General features: G+C 68.1%; 27 protein-coding genes. 5 read left to right on the top strand and 22 right to left on the bottom strand.

The window, feature by feature from the left end; all coding sequences use genetic code 11:
• Positions 1–59: 59 nt before the first annotated feature.
• The gene (locus tag E3O46_RS01330) at positions 60–1,034 is read right to left on the bottom strand and encodes a tetratricopeptide repeat protein (protein ID WP_134560956.1); all 975 of its coding nucleotides are present in this window, start codon (positions 1,032–1,034) and stop codon (positions 60–62) included.
• A complete protein-coding gene (locus E3O46_RS01325; protein ID WP_134560955.1) occupies positions 1,031–2,839 on the bottom strand; it encodes a DUF8094 domain-containing protein in 1,809 nt (602 codons plus the stop codon). The genes E3O46_RS01330 and E3O46_RS01325 overlap by 4 nt, the downstream gene beginning before the upstream one ends.
• 226 nt (positions 2,840–3,065) lie before the next feature.
• Here E3O46_RS01325 and E3O46_RS01320 point away from each other — a divergent pair, with 226 nt between their 5' ends.
• Positions 3,066–4,679, top strand: coding sequence for a DivIVA domain-containing protein (locus tag E3O46_RS01320; protein WP_134560748.1), 1,614 nt, complete (start codon positions 3,066–3,068; stop codon positions 4,677–4,679).
• Positions 4,680–4,707: 28 nt separating this feature from the next.
• Positions 4,708–5,757, top strand: a complete 1,050-nt coding sequence (locus tag E3O46_RS01315; protein ID WP_134447637.1) for an AI-2E family transporter — start codon at positions 4,708–4,710, stop codon at positions 5,755–5,757.
• Between the two features lie 18 nt (positions 5,758–5,775).
• On the opposite strand, the gene E3O46_RS01310 is transcribed toward E3O46_RS01315, so the two are convergent.
• From E3O46_RS01310 to rpsB, 9 genes are all read right to left on the bottom strand, one after another.
• Positions 5,776–6,501 carry an alpha/beta hydrolase gene (locus E3O46_RS01310; RefSeq protein WP_134560954.1) on the bottom strand — a complete coding sequence of 242 codons (726 nt, stop codon included), beginning with the start codon at positions 6,499–6,501 and terminating at the stop codon, positions 5,776–5,778.
• A gap of 31 nt (positions 6,502–6,532) precedes the next feature.
• Complete coding sequence (locus E3O46_RS01305; protein ID WP_134447633.1) at positions 6,533–6,835, bottom strand: hypothetical protein; 303 nt, start codon at positions 6,833–6,835, stop codon at positions 6,533–6,535.
• A gap of 60 nt (positions 6,836–6,895) precedes the next feature.
• Positions 6,896–7,573: an aggregation-promoting factor C-terminal-like domain-containing protein gene (locus E3O46_RS01300; RefSeq protein WP_241985041.1), complete on the bottom strand. Its 678-nt coding sequence runs from the start codon at positions 7,571–7,573 to the stop codon at positions 6,896–6,898.
• Between the two features lie 54 nt (positions 7,574–7,627).
• Positions 7,628–8,176, bottom strand: a complete 549-nt coding sequence (locus tag E3O46_RS01295) for a DivIVA domain-containing protein (protein ID WP_134560750.1) — start codon at positions 8,174–8,176, stop codon at positions 7,628–7,630.
• A 68-nt stretch (positions 8,177–8,244) separates the two neighbouring features.
• The gene (locus E3O46_RS01290) at positions 8,245–9,276 is read right to left on the bottom strand and encodes a phosphatidate cytidylyltransferase (protein WP_241975525.1); all 1,032 of its coding nucleotides are present in this window, start codon (positions 9,274–9,276) and stop codon (positions 8,245–8,247) included.
• A gap of 16 nt (positions 9,277–9,292) precedes the next feature.
• Positions 9,293–9,847, bottom strand: a complete 555-nt coding sequence (gene frr / locus E3O46_RS01285) for a ribosome recycling factor (protein ID WP_134447629.1) — start codon at positions 9,845–9,847, stop codon at positions 9,293–9,295.
• A 90-nt stretch (positions 9,848–9,937) separates the two neighbouring features.
• A complete protein-coding gene (pyrH, locus tag E3O46_RS01280; RefSeq protein ID WP_134447628.1) occupies positions 9,938–10,654 on the bottom strand; it encodes a UMP kinase in 717 nt (238 codons plus the stop codon).
• A gap of 126 nt (positions 10,655–10,780) precedes the next feature.
• The gene (gene tsf / locus E3O46_RS01275; RefSeq protein WP_134447626.1) at positions 10,781–11,608 is read right to left on the bottom strand and encodes a translation elongation factor Ts; all 828 of its coding nucleotides are present in this window, start codon (positions 11,606–11,608) and stop codon (positions 10,781–10,783) included.
• A gap of 10 nt (positions 11,609–11,618) precedes the next feature.
• Positions 11,619–12,524 (bottom strand): 30S ribosomal protein S2, encoded by a 906-nt coding sequence (gene rpsB / locus E3O46_RS01270; protein WP_134447624.1) that lies wholly within the window; start codon positions 12,522–12,524, stop codon positions 11,619–11,621.
• A gap of 335 nt (positions 12,525–12,859) precedes the next feature.
• On the opposite strand from rpsB, the gene E3O46_RS01265 reads away from it, so the two are divergent.
• A complete protein-coding gene (locus E3O46_RS01265) occupies positions 12,860–13,492 on the top strand; it encodes a M23 family metallopeptidase (RefSeq protein WP_166791003.1) in 633 nt (210 codons plus the stop codon).
• 5 nt (positions 13,493–13,497) lie between these two features.
• On the opposite strand, the gene E3O46_RS01260 is transcribed toward E3O46_RS01265, so the two are convergent.
• The 3 genes from E3O46_RS01260 to E3O46_RS01250 all read right to left on the bottom strand — a co-directional run bounded on the left by E3O46_RS01260 (position 13,498) and on the right by E3O46_RS01250 (position 16,031).
• Positions 13,498–14,454, bottom strand: a complete 957-nt coding sequence (locus E3O46_RS01260; RefSeq protein ID WP_134560752.1) for a tyrosine recombinase XerC — start codon at positions 14,452–14,454, stop codon at positions 13,498–13,500.
• Between the two features lie 23 nt (positions 14,455–14,477).
• Positions 14,478–15,404 carry a phosphodiesterase gene (locus tag E3O46_RS01255; RefSeq protein WP_134560753.1) on the bottom strand — a complete coding sequence of 309 codons (927 nt, stop codon included), beginning with the start codon at positions 15,402–15,404 and terminating at the stop codon, positions 14,478–14,480.
• Positions 15,405–15,473: 69 nt separating this feature from the next.
• The gene (locus E3O46_RS01250) at positions 15,474–16,031 is read right to left on the bottom strand and encodes a DinB family protein (protein WP_134560952.1); all 558 of its coding nucleotides are present in this window, start codon (positions 16,029–16,031) and stop codon (positions 15,474–15,476) included.
• 165 nt (positions 16,032–16,196) lie between these two features.
• Here E3O46_RS01250 and E3O46_RS01245 point away from each other — a divergent pair, with 165 nt between their 5' ends.
• The gene (locus E3O46_RS01245; RefSeq protein ID WP_134447615.1) at positions 16,197–17,624 is read left to right on the top strand and encodes a pyridoxal phosphate-dependent decarboxylase family protein; all 1,428 of its coding nucleotides are present in this window, start codon (positions 16,197–16,199) and stop codon (positions 17,622–17,624) included.
• Between the two features lie 26 nt (positions 17,625–17,650).
• On the opposite strand, the gene dprA is transcribed toward E3O46_RS01245, so the two are convergent.
• From dprA to E3O46_RS01220, 5 genes are all read right to left on the bottom strand, one after another.
• Positions 17,651–18,898: a DNA-processing protein DprA gene (gene dprA / locus E3O46_RS01240; protein WP_241987312.1), complete on the bottom strand. Its 1,248-nt coding sequence runs from the start codon at positions 18,896–18,898 to the stop codon at positions 17,651–17,653.
• Positions 18,899–18,934: 36 nt separating this feature from the next.
• Entirely contained in the window at positions 18,935–20,479 is a 1,545-nt protein-coding gene (locus E3O46_RS01235; RefSeq protein WP_134560755.1) for a YifB family Mg chelatase-like AAA ATPase, read from the bottom strand.
• A 41-nt stretch (positions 20,480–20,520) separates the two neighbouring features.
• A complete protein-coding gene (locus tag E3O46_RS01230; RefSeq protein WP_134560951.1) occupies positions 20,521–20,877 on the bottom strand; it encodes a YraN family protein in 357 nt (118 codons plus the stop codon).
• Between the two features lie 148 nt (positions 20,878–21,025).
• Positions 21,026–21,718: an SGNH/GDSL hydrolase family protein gene (locus tag E3O46_RS01225; RefSeq protein WP_134560950.1), complete on the bottom strand. Its 693-nt coding sequence runs from the start codon at positions 21,716–21,718 to the stop codon at positions 21,026–21,028.
• A 76-nt stretch (positions 21,719–21,794) separates the two neighbouring features.
• Positions 21,795–22,919 carry a dipeptidase gene (locus E3O46_RS01220; protein WP_134560758.1) on the bottom strand — a complete coding sequence of 375 codons (1,125 nt, stop codon included), beginning with the start codon at positions 22,917–22,919 and terminating at the stop codon, positions 21,795–21,797.
• A gap of 109 nt (positions 22,920–23,028) precedes the next feature.
• Here E3O46_RS01220 and E3O46_RS01215 point away from each other — a divergent pair, with 109 nt between their 5' ends.
• The gene (locus E3O46_RS01215; protein WP_134447607.1) at positions 23,029–23,469 is read left to right on the top strand and encodes a nitroreductase family deazaflavin-dependent oxidoreductase; all 441 of its coding nucleotides are present in this window, start codon (positions 23,029–23,031) and stop codon (positions 23,467–23,469) included.
• 13 nt (positions 23,470–23,482) lie between these two features.
• Here the strand turns inward: E3O46_RS01215 and E3O46_RS01210 are convergent, their stop codons facing one another.
• Genes E3O46_RS01210 through lepB form a run of 3 tightly spaced genes read right to left on the bottom strand, consistent with a single transcriptional unit; the run spans position 23,483 to position 25,213 of the window.
• Positions 23,483–23,806, bottom strand: a complete 324-nt coding sequence (locus E3O46_RS01210; RefSeq protein WP_134447605.1) for a DUF2469 family protein — start codon at positions 23,804–23,806, stop codon at positions 23,483–23,485.
• Positions 23,807–23,818: 12 nt separating this feature from the next.
• Positions 23,819–24,463, bottom strand: coding sequence for a ribonuclease HII (locus E3O46_RS01205; protein ID WP_134560949.1), 645 nt, complete (start codon positions 24,461–24,463; stop codon positions 23,819–23,821).
• Positions 24,464–25,213, bottom strand: a complete 750-nt coding sequence (lepB, locus tag E3O46_RS01200; protein WP_134447601.1) for a signal peptidase I — start codon at positions 25,211–25,213, stop codon at positions 24,464–24,466. It lies immediately after the preceding gene.
• Positions 25,214–25,245 lie beyond the last annotated feature (32 nt).

Genomic DNA, 25,245 nt, shown 5'->3' with positions numbered 1-25,245 from the left:
AATGGCCCCCTCCCCGGTCGGGAGGGGGCCATTTTCGTACTCTCGCGGGGCTACGCCGGCTAGTAGAGCAGCATTGTCAGGCGCTTGCGCGTGGGGGCGACCCTGGGGTCGTCCTGGCCGATGACCTCGAACAGGTCGAGGATGCGTTCGCGGATGCGGTTCTTGCCCGCGGCGTCCTGGGCGGGAAAGAGCGTGAGGAGCCGGTCGAAGGCATCCTCGACGTGCCCGCCGGAAAGATCGAGGTCGGCGACGAGGAGCTGCGCCTCGAGATCATCCGGCGCGGCCGCTGCCGCTGCACGGATCTCCGCGAGCGTCTTGCCCTGGAGCCGGGCGAGCAGCCCCACCTGGGCGAGCCCGGCGACGGAGAGGTTGTCCCTGGGATCCCTGGCGAGTGCCGTCTTGTAGATCGCGATCGCGGCGGCGTAGTCGCCCCGTTCGATCGCCTCGTAGGCCTCGACGTGGTGCGGCGGGAGTTCGGGCTCCGGAGGGGCGACCGGGGTCGCCGCATCCGCTCCCTCCGGAGCGACCGCCGTCCCGACGACGCCGTGCTCCGCCGCGAGCTCGAGCACCCGCTCGAGGACCGCACGGACCTGATCCTCCGCGATCACGCCGTTGAAGAGCGCGACGGGCTGGCCGCCGATGACCGCGGCGACGGTCGGGATCGACTGGGCCTGGAATGCCTGGGTCAGCTGCGGGTTCGTGTCCACGTCGACCGTGGCGAGCACGAACCGACCGCCGTACTCGAGGATCAGCCTGGTGAGGACGAGGGTCAGTTCAGCGCTCTGCTCGCTGCGCGCCGACCACAGATCGACGACGACCGGAACGTTCGCCGACAGGTCGAGGATCTCGCCGAAGTTCGCGTCCGTTCCCTGGAACACGAGACTCGGAACCGAAACCGCCCCGGCCTGACCCGCCTGTCCGGCAGCTCCGGTTGAGCCGGCTCCCCCGGCCGCCGGTGCCGGCGGCCGGTTCAGGAGGGAGGACAGATCGACCGCACCGCGCATGCTGGCGGCGGACGGGGGGACAATGCTCATGGAAGCTCCGTAGACGAGATCAGTCCCTGGGCAAAGCCAAGGAGGACAATTTTATCGCTCGAACCGGCGGCGGGAACGTGGAACAGAAGCTGGTCGGCGTAGGTGTTCTTGAAGCCCTTCGCGGTGGCGGTGAGGCCGGAGAGCGCCTTGCTGGCGACCGCGCCCTCACCGGGGCTGACCGTCGCAGCGGCGTCGACGGGTTTGACGGTTTCCGTCTCCTCGATGCTGACCGCGACGATGCTCCCCGAGTCGTTCGTCGCGAGGGCGATCGTGGGCCCTGTGCTCGCCTTGGCACCGAATTCGATCGACGCCGTCGTCGGCAGCTTGGCTTTCTTGTCCGCCTTGTTCGCGTCGATCTGGGTGCGGAAGCTGTCCCCGGTCGCATCGAACAGGGCGAGCGACGGGCTCGCCTCGCCATTGCTGAGGATGTCCGCGTATGCGGCTGCGACCTGATCGGGCGGCAGGAGCATCAGTTTCGAGTCGGGGGCGATGATGGGTGCGCCGATCGTGGCGGGGGCCAGGTCAGGGATCTTCGCTGAGGGCTCGAGCTGCACCGCATATTCGACGAGGTAGCTCGCCCGTGCCGACTCCTGGCGGAGCACGACGACGGTCGGCGCGACATCCGGGGTGTCCTTGTTCTGGACGACGGTCATCACGACCCGGGGCCAGGTCGCAGACTGCTGCGGAAGCGAGAGCGTGAGCGGTCCGGCAGGGAGCGCGGCCAGTGCGGGGAAGTCGGGAGCGATGGCTCGCACCTTGTAGTTGGCGAGGCGCTGGTCGAAGGCGGGACCGGTGAATCGGGTCGCGAGGATGTCTGCGCTCAGGTTCTTGTCACCGTCCGCTGCGACCGCGGAGATCTTGGTCATGATCCGCTCGAGCTGCGGCACCGTCACGGCGGCCGGAGGCACGTCCTTGATCACGACGGCCGCCCCGCTCGCGTCAGGCGTCGGGCTGAGGGAGGCAGCATCGGTCGGGGTGCTGCCCGGCCAGAATTCCGCAGAGCATCCCGTGAGGACGAGTCCGGACACGAGGAACATCGGAACAACGGCGATCAGGGACCGCCCGATCGACCGTCGCCCGGTGATCTCGCTCGCCTTGATGGACTTGGGGCGGGGCGCGCGCGGAAGTCGCGGCATCCGTGGACCCTTGGGCAGGTTGCGGCGAGGGCCGTGCGACCTGCGCAGGTGGAGGAGTGCCCACAGGTACAGGATGAGCCCGACAAGGGCGAGGATGGCGCCCCCCATGATCAGCGGACCGGCCCAGGGGGTCGAGTTGTCGACGGGCCAGGTGATGCTCACCGTCGACGGCGCAGGGTTGGTGCCGTCAGAGGCGACGATCATCGAAATGCCTTCCGGCAGGTTCACGGTCGCCGTGAGTTCCTTCGTGCCGGTGAATTCCTCCAGCCAGAGGTCCGAACCGGCCGGGTTCGTCACGGTCGCTGCGGCGACCGGCGCCGTGCCTGCTGGAACATCGGTGTCTGCGGGGACGGTGTCGCTTCCGAGGCCGGGCCCGTTCTTATCGGTCGAGTGGATGCTGACGTAATCGTGTCCGGCCAGCCACGCCTTCACATCCGCCGTGCGGCCGTATGCCGCGAACAGGGTATCGGATCCGGAGAGGGTGACTGTCTGGGCGCCCGGGTGCTCCGTCAGGGCACTGGAATCGATCACGGCGTACGGAGCGTCGGCGGCGATGGTCGCGCTCAGGCTACTCGTCGCGGGTTCGAGGAAAACCGTCCGCTGGGCAATGCCGAGCACGATCATCACACCCGCTAGGACGAGCGCCACGATGGCAAAAAGGAAACGCACTGATACCCTCCTGTGTCGCCAGCCGCTCCGCACACACGGGTGCTTGAACCCGGAGCGGGTCCGGGAAGCAGCGGACAGGACATTCCACGATACTGTCTCGTCCTTAAAGCTGCCTAATAGACCCCTGTAGACGGGACGCGCGGGCGCCGCGTCAACCCACTAAAATTGTCGTGGCCCCCTTGGCCGGACTAAATGCGGGGTCAGAGTTCCAATACAAGGAGATAGCGTGGCGATCGACGAAGCTGATTTCACCCAGGTTTTCCGTGGTTATGACAAAGAAGAGGTCGACAGGGCAATCCAGGGCCTGCGTCGTGACCTGATCCAGGCAAACAGCCAGGGTACGGAAGCCAACAAGGAAATCAAGCGCCTCACCGCGCACATCGACGATCTGAACGCTGAGATCGAAGAGGTCGGCAGCCCCACCTTCTCCGGACTCGGCACGAAGCTCGAGAACACCCTTCGGGTCGCTGAGGAACAGTCCACCCGCGTGATCGCCCAGGCCGACATCGACGCCGAGCGCCTGCGAGCCTCCGCCGCGAGCGAGGTCGACACCCTGCGCCGCGAAGCAACCGAACGGGCAGAACGCGCCCTCTCCGACGCGAACGTCAAGGCCAGCCGCCTCCTCGACGATGCCCGCGCCGAAGCCGATGACCTGCTCGCACGTGCCCACGACGACTACACCACGGTGACCGGCGACGCCGTGCAGGAGGCAGCCGCAATCCGCGGTGCCGTCGCCACAGAGGCCGCGGAGCTCCGGGCCACGGTCAAGCGCGAGGTCGCCGCCATCCGCTCAGAGGCGGAACGTGAAGCAGCCGAGGTGCGCGTCGTCGCACAACGTGAGGCGACGGATGCCCGTGAAATCGCCGCCGGCCTGACGCGCGAAACCGAACTCACCAGGGCCGAGGTCGCCCTCGAGCTCGACCAGCAGCGCGCGGATCTGGCCAGGGAGACCGAACAGGCCAGGATCGACCTCACCGCGGAGACCGAGCAGGCCCGCTTCAACAGCGCCAGGGAGGCAGAGCAGGCCGCCATCGACCTCGCCCACGAGACCGAGCAGACGCACACGGCTCTCGCTGCGGAGGTCGAACAGGCCCGCACGGACCTCGCCCGCGAGATCGACCAGGCCCGCATCGACCTCGGCATCGAACGTGAGCAGGCCGAGACCGAACTCGCGCTCGACCTCGCCCGCCAGCGCGCAGCCCTCGCCCAGGAGCTCGAGAAGGCTCGCGCCGCCCAGGCCGCGAGGGCCGAGCAGGCCGCCGCCGACCTCGCCAGGGAGAACGAGCAGGTACGCGCGGACTTCACCGCGGACGGCGAGCAGCTCAGGATCGACCTGGACAACCAGCTCACGGCCGAGCGCAAGCGCGGAGAGCACGAACAGGCCCGCCTTCGCCGCGACATCGACCAGACTCGCGCGGACCTCGACGTCGAGCTCAAGGCCCGCCGCGACGAGGCGGAGCAGGGTCACCTGGCCCGGCACCAGGAGGCCGTCGCCCAAACCCAGAAGTTCCTCGACGACGCCTTGAAGCAGCTCGCGGAGACCAACCAGCGCACCCTCGAGTTGCGGGCACTCAACGAGCAGCTGGACTCCGGCGCCCGCGCAGAGGCGAAGACGGCCCGCCTGGCCGCGGAAGCCCATGCCGAGCAGATCGTTCAGGACGCGGAAGCCCGCGCCACCGCGCTCGTCACCGAGGCCGAGAAGCGGACACGCGCACTCGTCGCTGACGCGGAGGAGCGCCTCTCCCAGATTAGGATTGAGCGCGACTCGGTCGCCGGCTACTTCGAGAGCCTGCGAGGCCTCCTCACGCAGGCGGAAAAGGTCACAGCACTGGACGATTGAACGCCACCGCCATCCCGAGGAGATCCGAGTGAAAATCCAGAACGCATTCCGCCTGGGGCTGATCGGAACCCTCGGGGTCGGGGTGGGAATCCTGATCCTCAGCTCGATTGTCAGCCTGTCGACGATCATCACCTACATCGGTGCCGCCCTGTTCATCGCGCTCGGACTGGACCCCTCGGTGTCCTGGCTCGAGAAGAAGGGCTTTCCGCGCTGGGCGGCGATCCTCGCCGTGCTGATCGCGGTCATCGGCGTGCTCACCGGGGTCATCTTCGCCATCGTCCCGATCATCGTCGACCAGATCACGAAACTGTCGCAGGCCATTCCCGAGCTCGTCAGGTCCGTCAACTCGTCGACGTTCCTGTCGGACATCCAGAAACAGTTTCCAGCCCTCCCCGTCTCCGGGATCGTGAAGTCGATCACCGACTACGTGAGCACCAACGTGACGACGATCACCACCGCGATCATCCAGTCCGGGCTCGCCGTGGTCAGCGGATTGTTCGGTGCCCTGATCATCGTGATCCTGTCGCTCTACTTCACTGCGTCGCTGCACAGCCTGAAGACCGCGACCTACCAGCTCGTACCTGCCTCGAAGCGTGCGCGGTTCGCCGACCTCAGCGAGCAGATCACGACGTCCGTCGGTCGCTTCGTCGTGGGGCAGGCCGCGCTCGCCTCATGCAACGGCGTACTGAGCTTCACGTTCCTGTCGATCATCGGCGCCCCCTTCCCCGCCCTGCTCGCCGTGATCGCCTTCCTGGGGTCGCTGATCCCGCTCGTCGGAACGATCAGCGGTTCGGTCATCATCGTGCTCGCGTGCCTGATCCCCGGGATCGGCAGTTCGACCCTCACGGCACTGGTCGCGGCGATCTACTACATCGTGTACATGCAGGTCGAGGCCTATGTCCTCAGCCCCAACATCATGCGACGCGCCGTGTCGGTACCCGGTGCCGTCGTCGTCGTCGCGGCCCTCGCGGGCGGGTCACTCCTCGGCATCCTCGGCGCGCTCATCGCGATTCCGGTCGCCGCGGCGGTGATCATGATCATCAAGCAGGTCGTGATTCCCCGCCAGAACGAGCTCTGACCCGGGCTCGCAGCTCGATCAGCCGAGCCACTCGGTCGGAAGGGGTGCGGCCGCCGGGTTCACGACGGCGACGATCTCGTTGAGGATGCGCTTGGTCTGGGTCTCCCCCACCCACAGGTGCTTGCCTCCGTCGACCGCGATGAACAGGGTCTCCGGGACACTCGTGAATCGTTCCCTGGCGGCCTCCGGTCGCAGGTAGTCGTCGTGCTCGGGGATGATCGCCACGAGCCGGCGCGAGTTGCCCGCCCAGGCCGCCAGTTCCGCATCCGTCGCACGGTGCAGCGGCGGGGACAAGAGGATCGCCCCCAGGATGGGATGTTCGAGGCCGTACTTGATCGCGAGTTCGGTGCCGAAGGACCAGCCGACCAGCCAGGGGTTGGGGAGCTTCCGCTCGGCGACGAACGCCATTGCCGCCGCGACGTCGAGCCGCTCGGCGTTGCCGTGGTCGAAACTTCCGCCGCTCGTACCCCGTGGTGAGGTCGTCCCCCGAGTGTTGAACCGCAGCACGGCGAGGTCGGCGAGGGCAGGCAGGCGCCCTGCCGCCTTGCGCAGGATGTGTGAGTCCATGAATCCGCCGTGAGTCGGCAGCGGATGCAGCGTCACGAGTGTCGCGACCGGCTCGCGGTCGAGCGGAAGGGCCAGTTCCCCCACGAGGGTGAGGCCGTCACTCGTGTGCAACTCGATGTGCTCGCGGCGGGCGGGCAGTTCGATGCCGCCCCGGATCTCGGCCACGGAGGAACTCACGGTGTCTCCCTCGTGCCGGTGTCGCCCGGCATCATCTGATTCTCCAGCAGTGGCTGTGCCAGTGCCGGCGTCCCGCCAGGTCGGCGGCCTCCCCCATGAGCCCGTCCGCGCGCCACGCGACCAGGTGAGGAGTCTTCGGTGCGATCTCGAGATTGCATCCGGGACAGACGTAACTCTTCGTCGCCCGGCTCGCCGTCACCGGCTGAACCGTCCAGAGGCCGTCGCGCCGTTCCTCGGTTCGACGCCAGCCTGCCCGCATGCGGTCGAGGCTGTCGTCCTCGCCGGCATCGTCCGGACCGCGCCTGCGACCCCTCGGATGATTGCTGCGTGGCATTGGGTCAGTCTACGTCGGGTCGGCGGGCGCGGCGAAGCGCGCCGTGCGACAGCAGGACCCCTAGTACCAGCCGGAGTCGACGGAGTGCGCCCAGGCGCCGCAGGGAGTGCCGTAACGGCCCGTGATGTAGCCGAGGCCCCATTCGATCTGGGTGCCCGCGTTCGTGGCCCAGTCGGCGCCTGCAGACGCCATCTTGGAACCGGGCAGTGCCTGCGGAATACCGTATGCACCGCTGGGGTTTTCGGCGTTGACGCGCCAGCCGGATTCCTTGTTCCAGAGGGCGACGAGGCAGCTGTACTGGTCCTCCCCCCAGCCGCGCGCGGCGACGGCCCCGGCAGCGTATGCCTGAGCAGAGCCGGGGTTCGCCACCGCGGCGGTCGGCGCCGAAGCGCTCGAACTCGACTTGCTCGACGACTTGGCCGCGACCACGACGGGGACCGGGGCCGGCTTGGGCTTTTCGGTGACCGTGTATGACTCGCGCACGATCGTGTTGGAATATGAGCCGTTCACCTGGACGACCTGCGTGGCCTGGCCTGCGAAGCGGCCGCCGGCCGACTGGTAGTACGGCGATGCCGTCGCGCCGGAGTACGGATCAACGACGGTCACGAGCACGAAGGCCGCGGCTGCGGTGAAGGCGAAGAGGAACAGGACACGGGCACGAGGTCGGGGTTTCTCGGCCCTCCGAATTGTCGGAGTGGTGGTATTCCCGGACTCAATTACGCTTAGGTGTCTTCCCACGATTTCTCGAGCCTAACCCAGATTTCGGATAACAGCCAGATAACGGTCCGAGATTCACCGAACCGCGAGCATCACGTCGACGACGCTGTCGAGCACGACATCGACCTGGATTTCCCGATACCCGCCGCGTTGCGGTCGGAAAACGGACGAACGCACATCGTCCGCCGTGATCGGAAAGCCGTCTTCGAAGTACTTGGTGAGCTTGTTCGCGAACCGGTCGACATCCGCCCGGTTGTACCCGACGCTCAGGAAGCTGACCCGGCTGAAACGATGCCCCGCCGGCCGTCCGAGTCGGTTCACGAGTTCCTGAGCACGGTCGCGGGCACTCTCGAGCCAGGCCTGCTTGCCGTGGGCTTCCGCCTCGCGTTCGCGGTCGCGCACGGCGAATGCGTCCTCGAGGCGTTCGAGGGCAGCGTCGACGTGTGCGGACGAGTAGCCGCCCTTCTGCATCGAGAACGCGGTGTGGCGGATGCTTTCGGCCGTCAATGGTTCGGAGTCGTCGGTCGCGTCGTACGCACGACGCGCGCTCGCCAGGAACTCGTCGACCTGGGTGACGTTGTAGCCGAGCGTCTTCTTGCCGGCCCGGGGGAATGTGGTGCTCACTGGATCATTCTGCCCCACGGGGAGGCCGCTGTCGAAAGCGTGCCCCCACCGGGGGTGCTTTCCGCTGGTCAGCGGAAGATGAGATACAGCGCGTACGTTGCCGCCGCCGAGGGAAGAATCGAGTCCATCCGGTCGAGGAAGCCACCGTGGCCGGGAAGCCAGGAGCTCATGTCCTTGATACCGAGGTCGCGCTTGATCAGCGACTCCGCGAGGTCGCCGAAGGTGGCGCTCAGCAGGATGACGAGTCCGAAGACCAGGCCGAACCACCAGGGTTCCCCGATCATGAACAGGGACAGCACCACACCGACGATCAGACACGCCAGGCCGGCACCCGCGAAGCCTTCCCAGGTCTTCTTGGGGCTGATCGTCGGCACCATGCGGTGCTTGCCGAAGGACAGCCCGCTCGCATACGCCGCGGTGTCGTTCGAGATCACCAGAAGCAGGAAGGCGAGGGTCCACCATTGCCCGTCCGGCTGCGCGACGAGCAGCACGGCGAAGCTGCCGAGGAACACCACGTAGGTCTGGATGAAGAAACCGGCTCCGATATCACCGAACACCGAGCGGGCAGTCCCCCGGTGGGCGGGGCTGAGCAGCAGGAACACCCGCCAGAGGCCGATGAAGAGGATGCCGGAGAGGGTGACGAGGAACTGGCCGCTCGCTCCCCAGTAGAAGGCCGCAGGGACGACGGAGACCGCTGCGATGACGACCGCGATGCGCGGCACGTTGCGTCCGGACTGCCTGAGGGCCTGCGCGAGTTCGAAGGCCGTGAACCCGACGAATGCGGCGGCGCAGACCATGAAGAGCTCTTTGATGAAGATCAGGCTCACGAGCATGAACAGGCCGAGCGCGAGGCCGATCAGGGTCGCCAGGATCAGGTTCCGACCCGTTCGGGCCGCGATCCGTTCGTTGGTCGCGTCCAGCTGCGCGCGCGTCGCCTGCACCTGGCGTTCGATGTCCGCGCGGGTGGACTGCATCTGCCGTTCGAGGTCGTTGCGGGCAGCGTGGACCTGGGCCCGGAACTCAGAGCTACCGGCCCCATGGGGTCGTTTGGGAGGAACCGGTGCAGTGTCGCCGGTTTCGTCGCGTGGCTCGTGCGTCATGACGCTGGCTCCGCCCTTAAATCTCGAGGAGTTCGGCCTCTTTGTGCTTGAGCGCGGTGTCGATCGCGTCGACGTGGGTCTTCGTGATCTGCTCGAGCTCCTTCTCTGCCCGGGCAACGTCGTCGTCACCGACTTCGCTCTTCAGCGCATCGAGTTCGTCCTTCGCCTTGCGTCGCAGGTTGCGCACGGAGATCTTGGCGTCTTCCGCCTTGGTCCGTACGATCTTGACGTATTCCTTGCGGCGGTCGGCCGTGAGTTCCGGAAGGGTCGCCCGGATGACGTTGCCGTCGTTGCCGAGGTTGGCGTCCAGGTTCGGGGTGTCCCGGATGGCCTGCTCGATGTCGCGCAGGGCACCCTTGTCATAGGGTCCGATCAGGAGCGTGCGTGCCTCGGGGTTCTGCAGGGACGCGAGCTGCTCGAGCGGTGTCTGGGTTCCGTAGTAGTTCACCAGGATCTTTGCGAACATCTGGGGGTTCGCCCGTCCGGTGCGCACGGTCCCGAAATCGTCTTTGGCGGCTTCGAGGGCCTTGTGCATTCGTACGCTTGCATCGGACAGAACATCCGCGATCACGGTAACTCCTTCGTTGAGGCTTCGACCTGGTGATTTCGACCTGGTGACTTCGACCTGAGGCCGTTTCGACCGCAGGTGACATCGACAAGTTTAGTTGGAGACGAGGGTTCCCAGATCGGCTCCGAGGATGGCGGCCGTCACATTGCCCTGCGGCGCCATTCCGAAGACCTGCATCGGCATCCCGTTGTCCATGCAGAGGCTGAAGGCGGTCGAGTCGACGACCTTCAGGCCGCGCTGCAGGGCGTCCTGGTAGGTGAGGTGGCGGATCATTTCCGCGTCCGGGTCGGTGCGCGGGTCGGCCGAGTAAACGCCGTCGACGCCGTTCTTGGCGACGAGGACGATGTCGGCACCGATTTCAAGCGCGCGCTGAGCCGCGACCGTGTCGGTTGAGAAGTACGGCAGTCCAGCCCCGGCCCCGAAGATGACGACGCGTCCCTTTTCGAGGTGACGTTCGGCGCGGCGCGGAATGTACGGCTCGGCGACCTGGGTCATGGCGATCGCGGACTGGACCCGGGTCTCGGCGCCGGCCTGCTCGAGAAAGTCCTGGAGGGCGAGGGCGTTCATCACGGTGCCGAGCATGCCCATGTAGTCAGCCCTGCCCCGGTCCATTCCGCGCTGGGACAGTTCAGCACCACGGAAGAAGTTCCCGCCGCCGACGACGACGGCGACCTCCACGGTCTGTGCGGCCTCCGCGATTTCCCGGGCAAGTGAGCTGATCACATCCGGGTTCACGCCGAGGCTTCCTGCGCCGAACGCTTCGCCGGAGAGTTTGAGAAGGACTCTGCGCTTCTTACCCGAATCTGACATGCCCTGGGGGTCCTTCCGTTGTGCGTGATCTAAAACTACTGCGTGCCGACTCAGGGCGGACACAGCAATGGAGACCGGCCTGCTCGCGCAAGCCGGTCTCCATCATTGGTACTGCGAGCCTATTGCCTAGGCGCCGACCTTGAAGCGGGCGAATCCGGAAACCGTGAGACCGGCATCCTTCAGCACCTGCGCGACGGACTGCTTGTTGTCCTTCGCGTAGTCCTGCTCGAGCAGGGCGACCTGCTTGAAGTAGGCGTGGATGCGGCCTTCGACGATCTTGGGCAGTGCCGCTTCCGGCTTGCCCTCGTTCTTCGAGATCTCGGTGACGATGCGGCGCTCGGCCTCGACGAGGTCAGCGGGGACGTTCTCGCGGTCCAGGTACTCCGGGTTCGCGAAGGAGATGTGCTGGGCGACGCTGCGTGCGGTGTCAGCATCCTCTCCCGAGTAGCCCAGGACGACGCCGACCTGCGGGGGCAGGTCCTTGCTGGTCTTGTGCAGGTAGATCGCGAACTTCTCACCCGTGACGGATGCGACGCGACGCAGCTCGAACTTCTCACCGATGATCGCGGCTTCGCCATCGATCAGTTCGGCGACGGTCTGGCTGCCGGCGGGGGCGGCCAGGCCTTCGGCGACCGAAGTGGCACCGGCAGCGGCAACCGCGTCCAGGACCTTCTCGGCGAGGGCGCCGAACTTGACACCCTTGGCGACGAAGTCGGTCTCGCAGGCGAGCTCGATCAACGTTGCGGTCGTGCCGATCTCCTTGGCGGCGACGAGGCCCTCAGAGGTGGAACGGTCAGCGCGCTTGGCGTTGCCCTTCGCACCCTTGAGACGCAGGATCTCAACGGCCTTCTCCATGTCGCCGTCGGCTTCGACGAGGGCGTTCTTGGTGTCGACCATGCCCGTACCGAGGCGTTCACGGAGGGCTTTGACGTCTTGCAGGCTGATGCTGGCCATACCGGGTTCCTTACTTGGTTTCTTCGGCGGGAGCTTCGACGGCAGCAACGGCTGCCACGTCGGCTGCTTCTTCGACGACCTGCTCGGCGGCGACGGTTGCGTCGGCGACCTCAACGGTCTCGGCGGAGGACTGCTCGGGGGTGGCGTCGGTTGCGGCGACATCCTCGGTCTTCAGCAGTTCTGCTTCCCAGGCGGCGAGGGGCTCGATTTCGGCCTCCGGCTTGGCGTGGCGCTGGATCAGGCCCTCGGCTGCTGCGTCCGCGATGATGCGGGTCAGCAGGCCGACGGAACGGATGGCGTCGTCGTTGCCCGGGATCGGGTACTGCACGTCGTCGGGGTCGCAGTTGGTGTCGAGGATCGCGATGACGGGGATGCCGAGCTTGCGGGCTTCGTCGATGGCGAGGTGCTCCTTGTTGGTGTCGACAACCCAGAGCGCGGACGGCGTCTTCGTGAGGTTGCGGATACCGCCGAGGCTCTTGTGCAGCTTGACGAGCTCGCGCTTCTTGATGAGCATTTCCTTCTTCGTGAACCCGCTCTTGGCGGTGTCCTCGAAGTCGAGCTCTTCGAGCTCTTTCATGCGGGCCAGACGCTTGGAGACGGTCTGGAAGTTGGTGAGGAGGCCACCGAGCCAGCGCTGGTTGACGTACGGCTGGCCAACACGGATGGCCTGCTCGGAGATCGATTCCTGCGCCTGCTTCTTGGTGCCGACGAAGAGGATCGTGCCGCCGTGGGCGACGGTCTCCTTGACGAAGTCATAGGCCTTGTCGACGAAGCCGAGGGACTGCTGCAGGTCGATGATGTAGATGCCCGAGCGCTCCGTGAAGATGAATCGCTTCATCTTCGGGTTCCAGCGGCGGGTCTGGTGTCCAAAGTGCACGCCGCTGTCGAGCAGCTGGCGGATGGTGACGACGGCCATGAGCCGTACTCCTTGTCCGGCGCGCCGCATACGCGGCAAAACGCCAATCGGTTCGTGTCCTGATCGGTCGATCACGACTCCTGGTGCCCGGCGCACCGCCGCCTGGCTTCCGAGGAAGTAAGGACCGAATGGAGGTGTTGGCCGAATGGGCACGCGTAGTCAGCGCACGAAGCGCTGCTGCCATAACTTTAGCACCCGGCGAACCCGGTTCCAGCCAGGTCCGGGGGAACGGATGTCCCCCGCCACCCGTCCTCAACAGCCGGAGTCCCCGTCGACCCCTGCACCACCCCGCGCGAGTGGGCTCATCGGACCTGCCCGACCTCCAGTCTGTGGGCATGTCGATTCACAGCCGCACCGTCAGCGCCCTGGTCGCCGCCATTCTGGTCTGTTCCGCCGTCGCACCCGCGGCGACCGACCAGGGCGGGCCACGCGCGCAGCCGCAACCGATGCCCGAGCGAGGTCCGACGACCGGATCGGAGGCGTGGGAGTGGCCGCTCGCGATTCCGCATGCCGTGGTGCGGGGGTTCCGGGCGCCTCTCACCCAGTACGCCGACGGGCACAGGGGAATCGACCTGGCCGCGCACCCGGGCGAGCCGGTCTATGCCGTTGCCGACGGCACGGTGACCTTCGCCCAGATCGTCGTCGACCGACCCGCGATTTCCCTCAGCCACGCCGGGGGCCTCGTCTCGAGCCTGGAACCGGTCACGGCGCTTGTCGCGTCAGGGGACCCCGTGCGCCGCGGCCAGCTCATCGGCCACGTGGCGACCGGTGGCCACTGCGGCGACGGCTGCCTGCACCTCGGCGCGCGGCTCTCCGGCCGGTACGTGTCGCCGATGCGGTACCTCGGCGGCGTCCCACATGCCGTGCTGCTGCCGACAGAGTCGGCCGCCCTGCTCACGGTGCGAGGGGACTCCCGGCGAAGCGCACGTGCAAACCTGCTCTGGCGAGCGATTCTCCGGAACGCGTGACCTGCTCAGGCCCGCGGGTGAGCGTTCTGGTAGCTCTGCCGCAAACGTTCCGCGGAGACGTGGGTGTAGATCTGGGTCGTGCCGAGGCTCGCGTGACCGAGAAGTTCCTGCACGGCGCGCAGGTCGGCCCCGCCGTCGAGCAGGTGGGTCGCCGCCGTGTGGCGCAGGGCGTGCGGCCCGGCGGGACCGTTGCCGGGGATCTCGGCGAGGAGCCCTGCGACCAGGCGGTATACGGCCCGCACTCCGATGCGGCGTCGGTGGGTCGCGAGGAACAGCGCAGCGGGGCGTCCTGCCGAGCTCGAGACGGAACCCACCGTGGTGCTCCCGGCGGGTTCCTCCGCTGCGGCGAGCAGCACCGGGCGGGCGCGCTCGAGGTAGGCGATGAGTGCACGCTGGGCGGGAACGCCGAAGGGAACGACTCGTTCCTTGGACCCCTTGCCGGTCACGCGCACGGTGAGCTGGGAGAGATCGACATCCGGGACGTCGAGACCGACGAGCTCGGACACGCGCAGCCCGGAAGCATAGAGCAGTTCGACGATGGCCTGGTCGCGCAACTCGTGCGGACCGCCGGCCCTGGCTCGCAGCTCGAGGTGATCGAGAAGGGCCTGCATCTGCGCCCGGTTGATCACCCGGGGCAGGGTTCGACCCGGTTTGGGCGAGCGCAGGCGCACGGCCGGGTCGAGCGGACTCACGCCCGTGCGGGTCAACCAGGCTGTGAAGCTGCGGGCGGAGGCGGACCGACGCGCGATCGTCGCCTTGGAGAGACCCGCCTGGGTCGCCACCCATAGCCAGTCACGCAGCAGGTCCAGGGACAGCCCCTCGGCATCGGCGACCCCACGACCGTCGGCGAAGCCGAGGAGACCGCGGAGATCCGTCCGGTAGGCCCGGACGGTGTTCGGCGAGAAGCCACGCTCCGCCGCCAGGTAGACGGTGAAGTCCTCGAGAAGGGCTGCGAGGGGCATCCGTCCGCCGCCCGCCGGCGCACTCACGCCTGGCGTGAGAAGGCCTCGGTCCGCTCGTCGGGGCTCATCGCCTCGATACGGGCCAGGAACTCGGAGTCGAAACGCGTCGCGGGGTCGAAGTCGCCGAGCACGACATGCGAATGCACGACGCTCTCCGGATAGACCTGCACGAGATTGATCGACTGGCCGCCGCGCACACCCGTGAGTTGCCGGGCAGGCGCACTCGGGTCGATGGTGTAGCAGGTGGCCGCGGCCACCGAGACGGGGATGCCGGCGAAGAGCCCGGTCGTGGCGTAGTGCAGGTGCCCACCGAGGATGCCACGAATGTCACTTCCGGCGATGACCTCGGCCAGGCCGGCCTGGTCTCGGAGTTCGAGAAGGCTCATGAGGGAAACCATGGTCGGGATCGGCGGGTGATGCAGGGCGAGGAGCGTGCCGTGCGGGGCTGGTTCGCGCAGCACCTCGGCGAGCCAGGCCAGTTGCTCGGCGGAGATCGCGCCATGGTGGTAGCCGGGAACGCTCGTGTCGAGAGCGATCAGGCGGAGTCCGTCAAGGTCGTGCACCGCGTCGACGGGTGCGGCAGCGGATGCCCCGTTCCCGGTTTCGCGGAGCAGTTCGCTGCGGAAGGGCGCCCGTTTGTCGTGGTTACCCATCACCCAGATGACGCGGGCCCCGAGCCGGTCGGCCGCGGACTCGACGAGGTCCCGGATGCGCCGGTAGGCATCCGTTTCGCCGGTGTCGGCAATATCACCGGTGAAGATAAGGGCGTCGATCGGCTGCCCCGAACGTTCCAGCTGGGCGAGGGCCTCGTGCAGGGGCGTGTCGGTGTCGACGGTGCCATAGAGGGGTCTACCGGCACCGAGGAAGTGCGTGTCGCTGATGTGCGCGATCACGTGGCTCGCCGGCCCGTACTGGCCCAACTGAACCTGCCCCACTGGAACGCCACTCATGACTCACCCTTCGTCCGCTCCAGACTAGGGCCTGGCGCCGACACTCCCCCGGCGCCCCGGCCGCGTCGATCAGTCCTGCGGGTCTTCTCCGACGCTGCCGTCGGCGCGTTCGCGCAACAGGTCGAGGTGACCCGCGTGCCGTGCGGTCTCCTCGACCAGGTGAATCAGGATCCAGCGCAGGCTGAAACTGCGGCGCACCGAGACGACGTCGAGCGAGTTCGCTGCCGCGATGATCGCGTCGCAGCGGCGCGCCTCCTCCGCATAGTCGGCGAGCAGCTCGGCCATGGTCACTTCGGGCGGCACGTGGAACTCCCCGTCAGGATCCGCGTCGGTCCAGTCGAAGCTCAGACCCTCCTCACCGGCGAAGACATCGCGCAGCCAGGATCGCTCCACGTTCATGAGATGTCGGACGATGCCGTGCGCGGTCATGCCGGTCGGAGTGGCGACGGGCCGGAGAGCCACGTCGGAGGCATCGCCGACCTTCCATGCAACGAGGTCCCGCTGACGCTGCAGGAACCCCGTTATCGTCGTGCGTTCATCGCCGAAGTGCGCGGCTTCGGTGACTCCGACGCGCACGCCGTTGATGCTGCCGGAGCCGTCGGAGGCCGGGTTCGCGTAATCAGGCATACCCCTTTGTATCCTGTTTCGCGAGAGTGCGCTTTCGGCCCTTTAACCCGCGTTTCATGGGCCAAAAGCGCACTCTCGCGGACCAGCGGCGGGCGGCACCTGGCCGCGGGCCCGCGATGCGCGCAGGCACTGGTTGCCGGGGACGGCCCGGACTACCATGGCGCCATGTCAGCTCAGCCCGGCGCATACGACGAAGCACTTGGGCGAGCCAGGGAGCACGCTCTCGCGTGGCTTGGTTCGCTCGGTACCCGCCCGGTCGGTCCGCGCGCCGACGCCGACACCCTCTCCGGGATGTTCGCCGGTCCGCTGCCTGAGTCCCCCACCGCCGCGGCATCCGTGGTCGACGAGCTGGCCGCCCTCGCCGAACCCGGGCTGATGGCCATGCCGTCTGGTCGGTTCTTCGGCTGGGTGATCGGCGGCACCCTCCCGGCAGCGCTGGCGGCAGACTGGCTCGTCAGCGCCTGGGACCAGAATGCCGCCATGCGCTTCGCGACGCCGGCCACTGCCGCGGCCGAGGAGGCCGCCGGAGCGTGGGTGCTCGACCTGCTCGGGCTGCCGTCCGGTTCGGATGTCGGATTCACCACCGGGGCGACGATGGCCAATTTCGTCGGGCTCGCAGCCGGGCGCCAGTCAGTGCTCGAGCGGGTGGGCTGGAATCTCAGCAGGGACGGACTTTCCGGTTCGCCCCGCGTGCGGGTGTTCGTGGGCGAGGAGCGGCACGCGGTGATCGACCTCGCACTCCGGTACCTCGGCCTCGGCGAACCCGTCGCCGTAGCGGCCGATGAGCAGGGCCGACTTGATCCCCGTGCCCTCGCGGCTGCGATGCAGGACGGCGAGGGTCCGGCCATCGTCTGCCTGCAGGCGGGGAACCTGCACTCCGGTGCCTTCGATCCGATGACGACGGCAATCCGGGTGGCGCGGGAACACCACGCCTGGGTGCACGTGGACGGCGCGTTCGGCCTCTGGGCCGCGGCGAGCCCGAAGTACCGCGGGCTCGTGGCAGGCGTCGAGGGAGCCGACTCCTGGGCGACCGACGCGCACAAGACGCTCAATGTGCCCTATGACTGCGGGATCGCGATCGTCGAGAAACCGGCGACTGTCCGGTCCGTGTTCGGCGTGCACACGAGCTATCTACTGAAACCGGCGACGGACGGTCCGGGCGACCCCTTCGAGAAGGTGCCGGAGCTCTCCCGCCGGGCACGGGGCATCCCGGTGTGGGCGGCACTGCGCTCGCTCGGGCGATCCGGCACGATCGACCTCGTCGAGCGCCTGGCCGGTCACGCCCGCTCGCTTGCCGAGGGCCTCGCGCGCATTCCCGGCGCCGAGGTCGTCAACGACGTGGTCTTCACCCAGGTGTGCGTGAGCTTCGGAAGCGATGCCCGCACCCGGCGGGTGACGGAGCTGTTGCTCGGCCAGGGCACCACGTGGATGTCCGGTTCCGTCTGGCGCGGGCGCGAGGTGCTGCGCATCTCGGTCAGCAACTGGTCGACGGATGCCGCCGATGTCGCCGACTCCCTCGCGGCTGTGCGGCGGGCGTGCGAGGCCGCAGGCCACGACGGCGAGGAGACGCCTGGGGGCCTGTACCAGGGCTGACGGTTTCGCGGCAGGCCGAGCCTGGCTCAGGCGTTCCGCACCCAGCCGGTCTCTCGCTCGCGCGCGGCGCCTTCGAGCCCGAGGGCGCCGAGGGCGGCGCGCACGGACATGGTGGAGAGGCCCGCGCGGCGGGCGAGGTCGCCGATCCCACGCGGGGACCGCCCGCTCAGGGCGTCGAAGACCCGCACCTGTTCGCTTGTGCGCCCGGAACCCTCGAGCCCGAGTTCCGATTCGGGGAAGTCCAGTGTCACCTGGACCAGGTGCTCCGCGACGAGTTCCGCCATTTCGGCGGCCGTCGTCACGCAGACGGCGTCGTACTCGCGGATCAGCCGGTGACACCCGGCCGAGGCCGGTGACGTGACCGGGCCGGGTACGGCGCCGAGCGACCGCCCGAGGGTGGCCGCGTGCCCGGCGGTGTTGAGCGATCCGGAGCGCCACCCGGCCTCCAGGACGATGGTGGCCAGGCTGGTCGCCGCAATCAGCCGGTTCCGTTGTAGGAACCGCCACTTGGTGGGCGCGGCCCCGCACGGGAGCTCGGAAATGACGGCCCCCTCCCCGGCGATCCGTTCGAGGAGGTCGACGTGCCCGCTCGGATATGGCCGGTCCACTCCCCCGGCGAGAAACGCCACGGTTCGACCACGGCTCGCGAGTGCCGCTTTGTGCGCCATCCCGTCGATCCCGTACGCCGCGCCGCTGACGATCGCGAATCCGCGGTCGACGAGGCCGGCAGAGGCTTCCATCGCGACATGCTCGCCGTATCGGGTAGCAGCCCGGGCGCCGACGAGGGCGATCGACTGGGCGAACGCGCCGAGGGCATGTGCAGGGCCGCGCCACCAGAGGGCGAGCGGGGCGTGTACCCCGAGGTCCTCAAGCCCGGCCGGCCAGTCGGGGTCACCGGGAATCGCCAGCCGTGCCCCCGATCGGGCTGCCTGCCGCATCGCAATCGTGACGACGATGGGATCGAGCCGCGGACGCCAGCGCTCCAGAGCGCGGTCGAGTCCGGCGGCAGCGATCACACCCTCCGCCACCCCGGCGGTCAGGAGTTCCCCGGCGATATGGTCGTGGGTCCAGGCCTCGATAATCATCCGCAGGGCGCGAACGGCGCCGAGCGCCGCGACAACGAGGCCCGCAGTTCCGTCGCCGGGTTCGCTGATGCACGACCACGCCGCTCGAGCGTGCAGCTCCGCCGCGAGTTCCCGGGTCAGGGTGGCCCCGGGTGCGCGCACGCCGGTCGCGAGGTCGATCATGGTGGTCTCATCGGGTTCGAATGGCATCGTGCGTCGTGTCCTTCCGTCGGTGGATGTCCGGCTTCAGCCGGTGCGCAGGTAGAGCGCCTGTCCGAGCTGCTCGACACCCGGCCGATCGGCGCCCTCGAGGTCGGCGATCGACCAGGCGACGCGGAGCACCCGGTCATAGCCGCGCATAGTGATGCCGCCGCGCTCCAGCGCTCGATCGAGCGCAGCGGTCGTCGCCCGGTCCAGCCGCAGGTGCCTGCTGCGGAGCCAGGACCCTGGGACCGCTGAATTGAGCGACCAGGGTGTGCCGGCGAGGCGCTCCCGTGCGGCGCGCCGGGCCCGGATCACACGTTCCCGCGCAGCCGAGGTCGTCAGGCGCGGTTCTTCGGCGGCGAGCCGCAGCTGGGCCGCCGTGATCCGGTTCACGTGAAGTTGGATGTCGATCCGGTCCAGGAGCGGCCCGGAGATTCGGGCGAGGTACCGCCGGCGCGCGCTCGGCGGGCACGAGCACTCGAGGCCGGCGACGCCGTACTGCCCGCACGGGCACGGATTCGCGGCCATCACGAGCTGGAACCGCGCCGGGAAGTGGGCGACGGCGTTGGCGCGGTGGATGCTGATCATCCCGGATTCGAGCGGCTGCCGGAGGGCGTCGAGCACGGCCGATGCGAACTCGGGAGCCTCGTCGAGGAAGAGCACCCCGTGACAGGCGCGGGCGGCTGCACCCGGCCGGATCTGTCCACTGCCGCCGCCGACCATGGCCGCCGCCGTCGCGGTGTGGTGCGGCGATTCGAGCGGCGGCCGGGTCACGAGGGACCGGCCGAGTCCGCGCCCGGCGAGGGAGCGCAGCGAACTCGCCTCGAGGGAGGCGGCCGGGTCGAGGTCGGGCAGGAGTCCGGGCAGGCGGGCGGCGAGCATGGTCTTGCCGGAGCCTGGCGGGCCGAGCATGAAGAGATGGTGGCCGCCTGCTGCGGCGATCTGCAGGGCCAGGATGGCGTCCTCATTGCCGATGACGTCGGCAAGGTCCATCGAACCGGTTTCGACGACGTCGTTCCCGGCGGGTCCGGCTTCGGTGGGCCACTCGATGGTTTCGACCGGCACGGGCGTCAGCTCCGCCCCGTGCCAGATCGCCGCCTCGCGGAGGGAGGCGACCCCGATCACGGTGATGCCGGGCACGAGTTCCGCCTCCGCGGCGTTTCCGGCCGGAACCATGACGGTTCGGTGGCCGAGACGCGACGCCGCGATCACCGCCGGCAGCATGCCCGGGACTGGTCGAAGGCGCCCGTCGAGGGCGAGCTCGCCGATGTGCACGACCGAGCCGACCGACCCGGCCGCGACCACCCCGTCCGCGGCGAGGCACGCGAGCGCGATCGCGAGGTCGAATCCCGAACCGTGCTTCGGGAGCGCCGCCGGCGACAGGTTGATCGTGAGCTTGTTGTGGGTCAGTGGGCAGCCGGAGTTCTTGGCCGCGGCCCTGACCCGCTCCGTCGCTTCGGAGAGCGCGGCGTCCGGCAGGCCGATCAGCACCATGCCGGGGAGCTGACCCGAGATGTCGGCCTCGACTTCGACGAGCGCGCCCGTCAGCCCGAGCAGGGCGACGGCGTGGGTACGGGCGAGACCCATCAGGCTGCGCCCATCAGACGGCACGCACTAGAACACGCTCACTAGAACACTCCGGGCAGGTGCTCGATCACCGGAACGGCGCCGGGGGCGAGGATCACCGCGATCGCGTCGATCCTGATTCGCTCCGGCCAGGCATCCGCCTGCTCGCACCACGCCGCCGCAAGCCGGCGGAGCCGGGCGAGCTTGACGACGGTGATCGCCTCGAACGGATGCCCGAAGCCGATCCCCGAGCGCGTCTTCACCTCTACGAAGGCGACTTCGCCGTCCTGCTCGACAATCAGGTCGATTTCGCCCTGCTCGCACCGCCAGTTGCGGGCGAGGAGCGTATACCCGGCGTCGGTGAGGTACCGCGCCGCGTGCTCCTCACCGAGCCTGCCCAGATCATCTTTGCGTGCCACGAGTGCCTCCCACGGACAGGATGCCGGGGGTGGGCGAGCATCCGCGGGGGCCGTCGTCGACCGGTGGACAGCGGGCAGACGTCGACGCCTGGTGGGGAGAGTCGGGAATTCGCCTTCGGAAAGTCCGTACACCGTCGAGGGGCGACTCCTAGATGCCGAGGCTCCTGAGTGCCTCGTCCATGCGATCGGCGAGCACCCGATACCCCTCATCGTTCGGGTGCAGGCCGTCGCCGGCCTTCCATTCCGGGTGGCCGTCGAGCCAGTGCGAGGCGCCGGGAATGTAGTCGGCGTCGATCGCCGCAGCGCCCGCGCTCACCCACTCGATGATCTGTTGAACCGAGCCGGGTCGATCGTCGGTGTACCAGAACGGCTCGACCACGATGACGCGTGCGACCGGCAGCGCTTCACTGATCCTGGTGAAGTCGGCCGTGATGGCGGAGCGGATGCGGTCGGCGCGAGCGGGCATCGAGAAGTTGTCGTTGAGACCCATCGTCACGATCACGATGTCGGGGCGGGCGGCGATGACCTGTTCGACGAGGTCCTCTGACACGTCTGCCCGGTGGTTCACGAAACCGAGACCGTTCACGCTCGGGTTCACCTCGGTCCAGCCGTGCTCGATGGAAAGGAGCGTCGACCACCGGCGTTCGGGGCTCGAAGCCCCGGTCCCGAGCGTGTACGAGTCCCCGTAGAACGCCACGACGGGACCGGTACCCGGAGACCCCGCAGGAGTCACCGGAATCGGTTCGGCCGGTACCGCACGTCCAACCGAACCGATCACGGCGACGAGTCCAACGACGACGGCCACGGACCCCACCCAGAGGGCCATGACGGTTCGGGTCATTCGTCGGGGTGCACTCACACCAGTCATTCGGAGCGGGATCCGTTCTGGTTTGCCCGGCAATGCGGGAAAGGACCGGTCACGACACCAGCAGCGGCGTGCCGTTCCCCGCTGCCGCGAACGCGGCATCCGTCGCCCGGAGCACGCGCAGTACGTTCGCCCCGGCGAGGGCGGCGAGCTCGACGGCGGTCCAGCCCCGCGCGGCGAGCTCGGTCAGGAGCGCCGGGTAGCCGTCGACGCCCTCGAGACCGACCGGGAATTCGTCTGTGCCGTCGAAGTCGCCGCCGAGCCCGATGTGCCGAATGCCCGCGACCCGGCGAGCGTGCTCGATGTGGGCGATAACCTCGTCGAGGGTCACCGTCGGCGCAGCGCTGTCCCTGGGCCCGTCGAACCAGGCGGCGAAGTCCGGGGAGAGGAACTGCGGCACGAAGGTGAGCATGAGCACGCCGTCGTTGTCGCGCAGGCGCTCGAGCACGTCGTCCGGTACGTTCCGCGGGTGGTCCGTGACGGCGGCGCACGAACTGTGGCTGAAGATCACCGGCGCCGTCGTCACGGAGAGCGCCGCGTGCGCGGTCGCCGGGGACACGTGGGACAGGTCGACGAGCATGCCGAGCCGGTTCATCTCCCGCACGTACTCGACGCCACGCGCGGACAGGCCGCCGTGCACGGGCTCGTCGGTGCCCGAGTCGGCCCAGGTCGTGTTGTGCACATGGGTGAGGGTGAGGTACCGCACGCCGAGCCGCGCGAACATCCGCAGCACGGCCGGGGAGTCGTTGAGGCTGTGCGCGCCCTCCGCGCCGAGGAGCGACGCGATCCGGCCGTGGGACCTGGCCGACTCGACGTCGGCGGCGCTGCGGGCGATCTGGAAGTCGTCCGGGTAGCGGGCGGCGAGGCGGTAGACCCAGTCGATCTGCTCGAGGGTGCCCTGAACGGCGTCGGCACCGAGGGATTCGTCGCTCACATAGACCGACCAGAACTGTGCGCCCACCCGGCCGGCCCGGAGGCGCTCGATGTCGGTGTCGGTCGTCAGTCCCCGTTCGAGTCCCTCGACCGAGTACGCGCGGTTCTCCCGGCATTCCCAGGCCCAGTCGTTGTGGCCGTCGACGAGGGGTGCGAGTTCGAGGGCGTGGTCGACGACCGCGCCAACAGGGTTCGTTGGGGCGGTCGTGGCGGCATGGTTCTCGGCAGCGGATGCGGGGGGCATGGTCCAACGCTAGTGCCGGGGTTCCCCGCGCGGAACCCGGGTTCCCGTGTGCACCGGCACCGGCACCGGCACCGGCACCGACACCGATGCAGGTTACTAGGCTGGACCCATGGGACTACGCGACAGGTTGGTCGACCTCGGCATGAAGACGATGAGCCTGATGCACCGGGCCGTGCTCAAGGCATCCGGTGGACGTTTGCTCGCCTCGTTCGGGCCGATCCCGGTGGTCGAACTGCACACGATCGGCCGCTCGACGGGCAAGCGCCGCACGACCATGCTCACGGCCCCGATCCACGACCGGAACCGCTTCGTGCTGATCGCCTCGAAGGGCGGCAGCGACCGGAACCCGCAGTGGTACCTCAACCTCGTTGCGAACCCCGACGTCGAACTCACCGTGCACGGCACGACGAAAAAGCTGAGGGCACGCACGGCAGAAGCAGCGGAGAAGGCGGAACTCTGGCCGCAGATCGTCGCCGCATACAAGGGGTACGAGGGCTACCAGCAGAAGACCAGCCGGGACATCCCCGTCGTGGTCTGCGAGCCCCGCTAGAACGACCAGCCGGCTACTCGTCGAGCGCGAGTTCCTTGGGCAGTTCGAATTCCTTCGAGGCGAGTTCCTCGACGTTGACGTCCTTGAACGTCAGCACGCGCACGGACTTCACGAAACGGTCCGACCGGTACACGTCCCAGACCCAGACGTCCTTCATGTTCAGTTCGAAGTAGAAGTCGTGCTCGGTGTCCCGGCGCACGAGTTCGACCTCATTGGCCAGGTAGAAGCGCCGTTCCGTCTCGACGACGTACTGGAACTGCCCGACGACATCCCGATATTCGCGGTACAGGGCCAACTCGACCTCGCGGTCGTAGTCTTCGAACTCTTCTTCTTCCATGGTGAGACAATCCTACGCTGAGATGGTCAGCCACGATTTGCGATGGAGCCCTGTCGGTCCGAGGCGCCCGATCGCAGCCATGTGCTCCGCACTGCCGTAGCCCTTGTTGCCCGCCCACCCGTAGCCGGGCGTGACCGCATCCGCTGCGATCATCAGCCGGTCGCGGTGCACCTTCGCGATCACGGATGCCGCGGACACGGACGCACAGTCCTGGTCGGCCTTGATCCGGGTCAGCACGGAGAGGGGCGTCGCGAGGGCCTTGTTGAGGTAGTCGTCGTTGCCGTCGAGCAGCACGACGCTCCCCCGGACGTCCACGCCGGCGGCGAACAGTTCGGCGAGGGCCCGTTTGCCCGCGAGCCCGAGTGCGGCGATGATGCCGATCTCGTCCACCTCCTTCGCGGAGGCGAGTCCGACCGCGGAGTGCAGCACCCAGGCGACCGCGAGCGGTGCGAGGGCCTCACGGCGCCGCTCGCTGAGCATCTTCGAGTCGCGGAGACCGACCGGCATCGCGCCGTGCGTGCCGTCGATCGCGGCGACGCCGACCCCGACCGGTCCGGCGAGGGCACCACGTCCGACCTCGTCGCAGCCGATCACGCAGCTCGCGCCTTCGGCGAGCAGGCCGAGCTCGACCTCGAGGGTCGGATCGCAGACGGCCATCTACTTCGTCTCCGGGGAAACCCCTCGGAAGACTTCCGGGTAGTCGTCGAGCCAGGTCCAGCGGGACAGCGGCCAGCTGATCACGAGGGCGCGGCCGACGACGTTGTCGATCGGCACGAAGCCCTTGCCAGGGGTGTCCCCGTTGTACCGGGAGTCCTTGGAGTTGTACCGGTTGTCGCCCATCACCCAGAGCGAGTTCTCCGGTACGACGACGTCGAAGTTGTCCTTGGACACGGCGCTCGCCCCGGCAGGGAGGTTCACATACGGCTCAGAGAGGGGCACGTCGTTGACGCTCAGCTGGCCGAGGGCGTTGCAGCAGCTGACGTGGTCGCCGGGCAGTCCGATGACGCGCTTGATCAGGTGGTCGTTGCTGTCCGGCGCGGAGAGGCCGACGACGGAAAGGAGCCAGTCAAGGCCGGCGGCGACGGGGTTCTGCTGCACGGCAGCCTGCGGGAGGAGCCACCCGCCGGGATCGCGGAACACGACGACGTCACCGCGCTGGATGGGCATGAGCTTCGGTTCCAGCTCGTTCACGATGATGCGGTCGTTGACCAGGAGGGTGTTCTCCATCGACCCCGAGGGGATGTAGAACGACCGGACGAGGAAGGTCTTGATCAGGAACGAGATGAGCAGCGCCACCACAAAAATGATCAAGAGGTCGCGAAAGAAGATCGCAACGCCGCGCTTGCCGCGCTGTGGTGCTTCTGATGCCAGGCGATCCGATCGCGTGGGCAGAGAATTGTCTGTCATTAAACCGCCTGAGCTCCTGACCCAGTGTACGG

This window comes from Cryobacterium glucosi (assembly GCF_004402235.1).
Taxonomy (GTDB): Bacteria; Actinomycetota; Actinomycetes; order Actinomycetales; family Microbacteriaceae; genus Cryobacterium; species Cryobacterium glucosi.
Note: the sequence above shows the minus strand (reverse complement) of the source record. Positions and strands in the feature narration are given on the sequence as shown.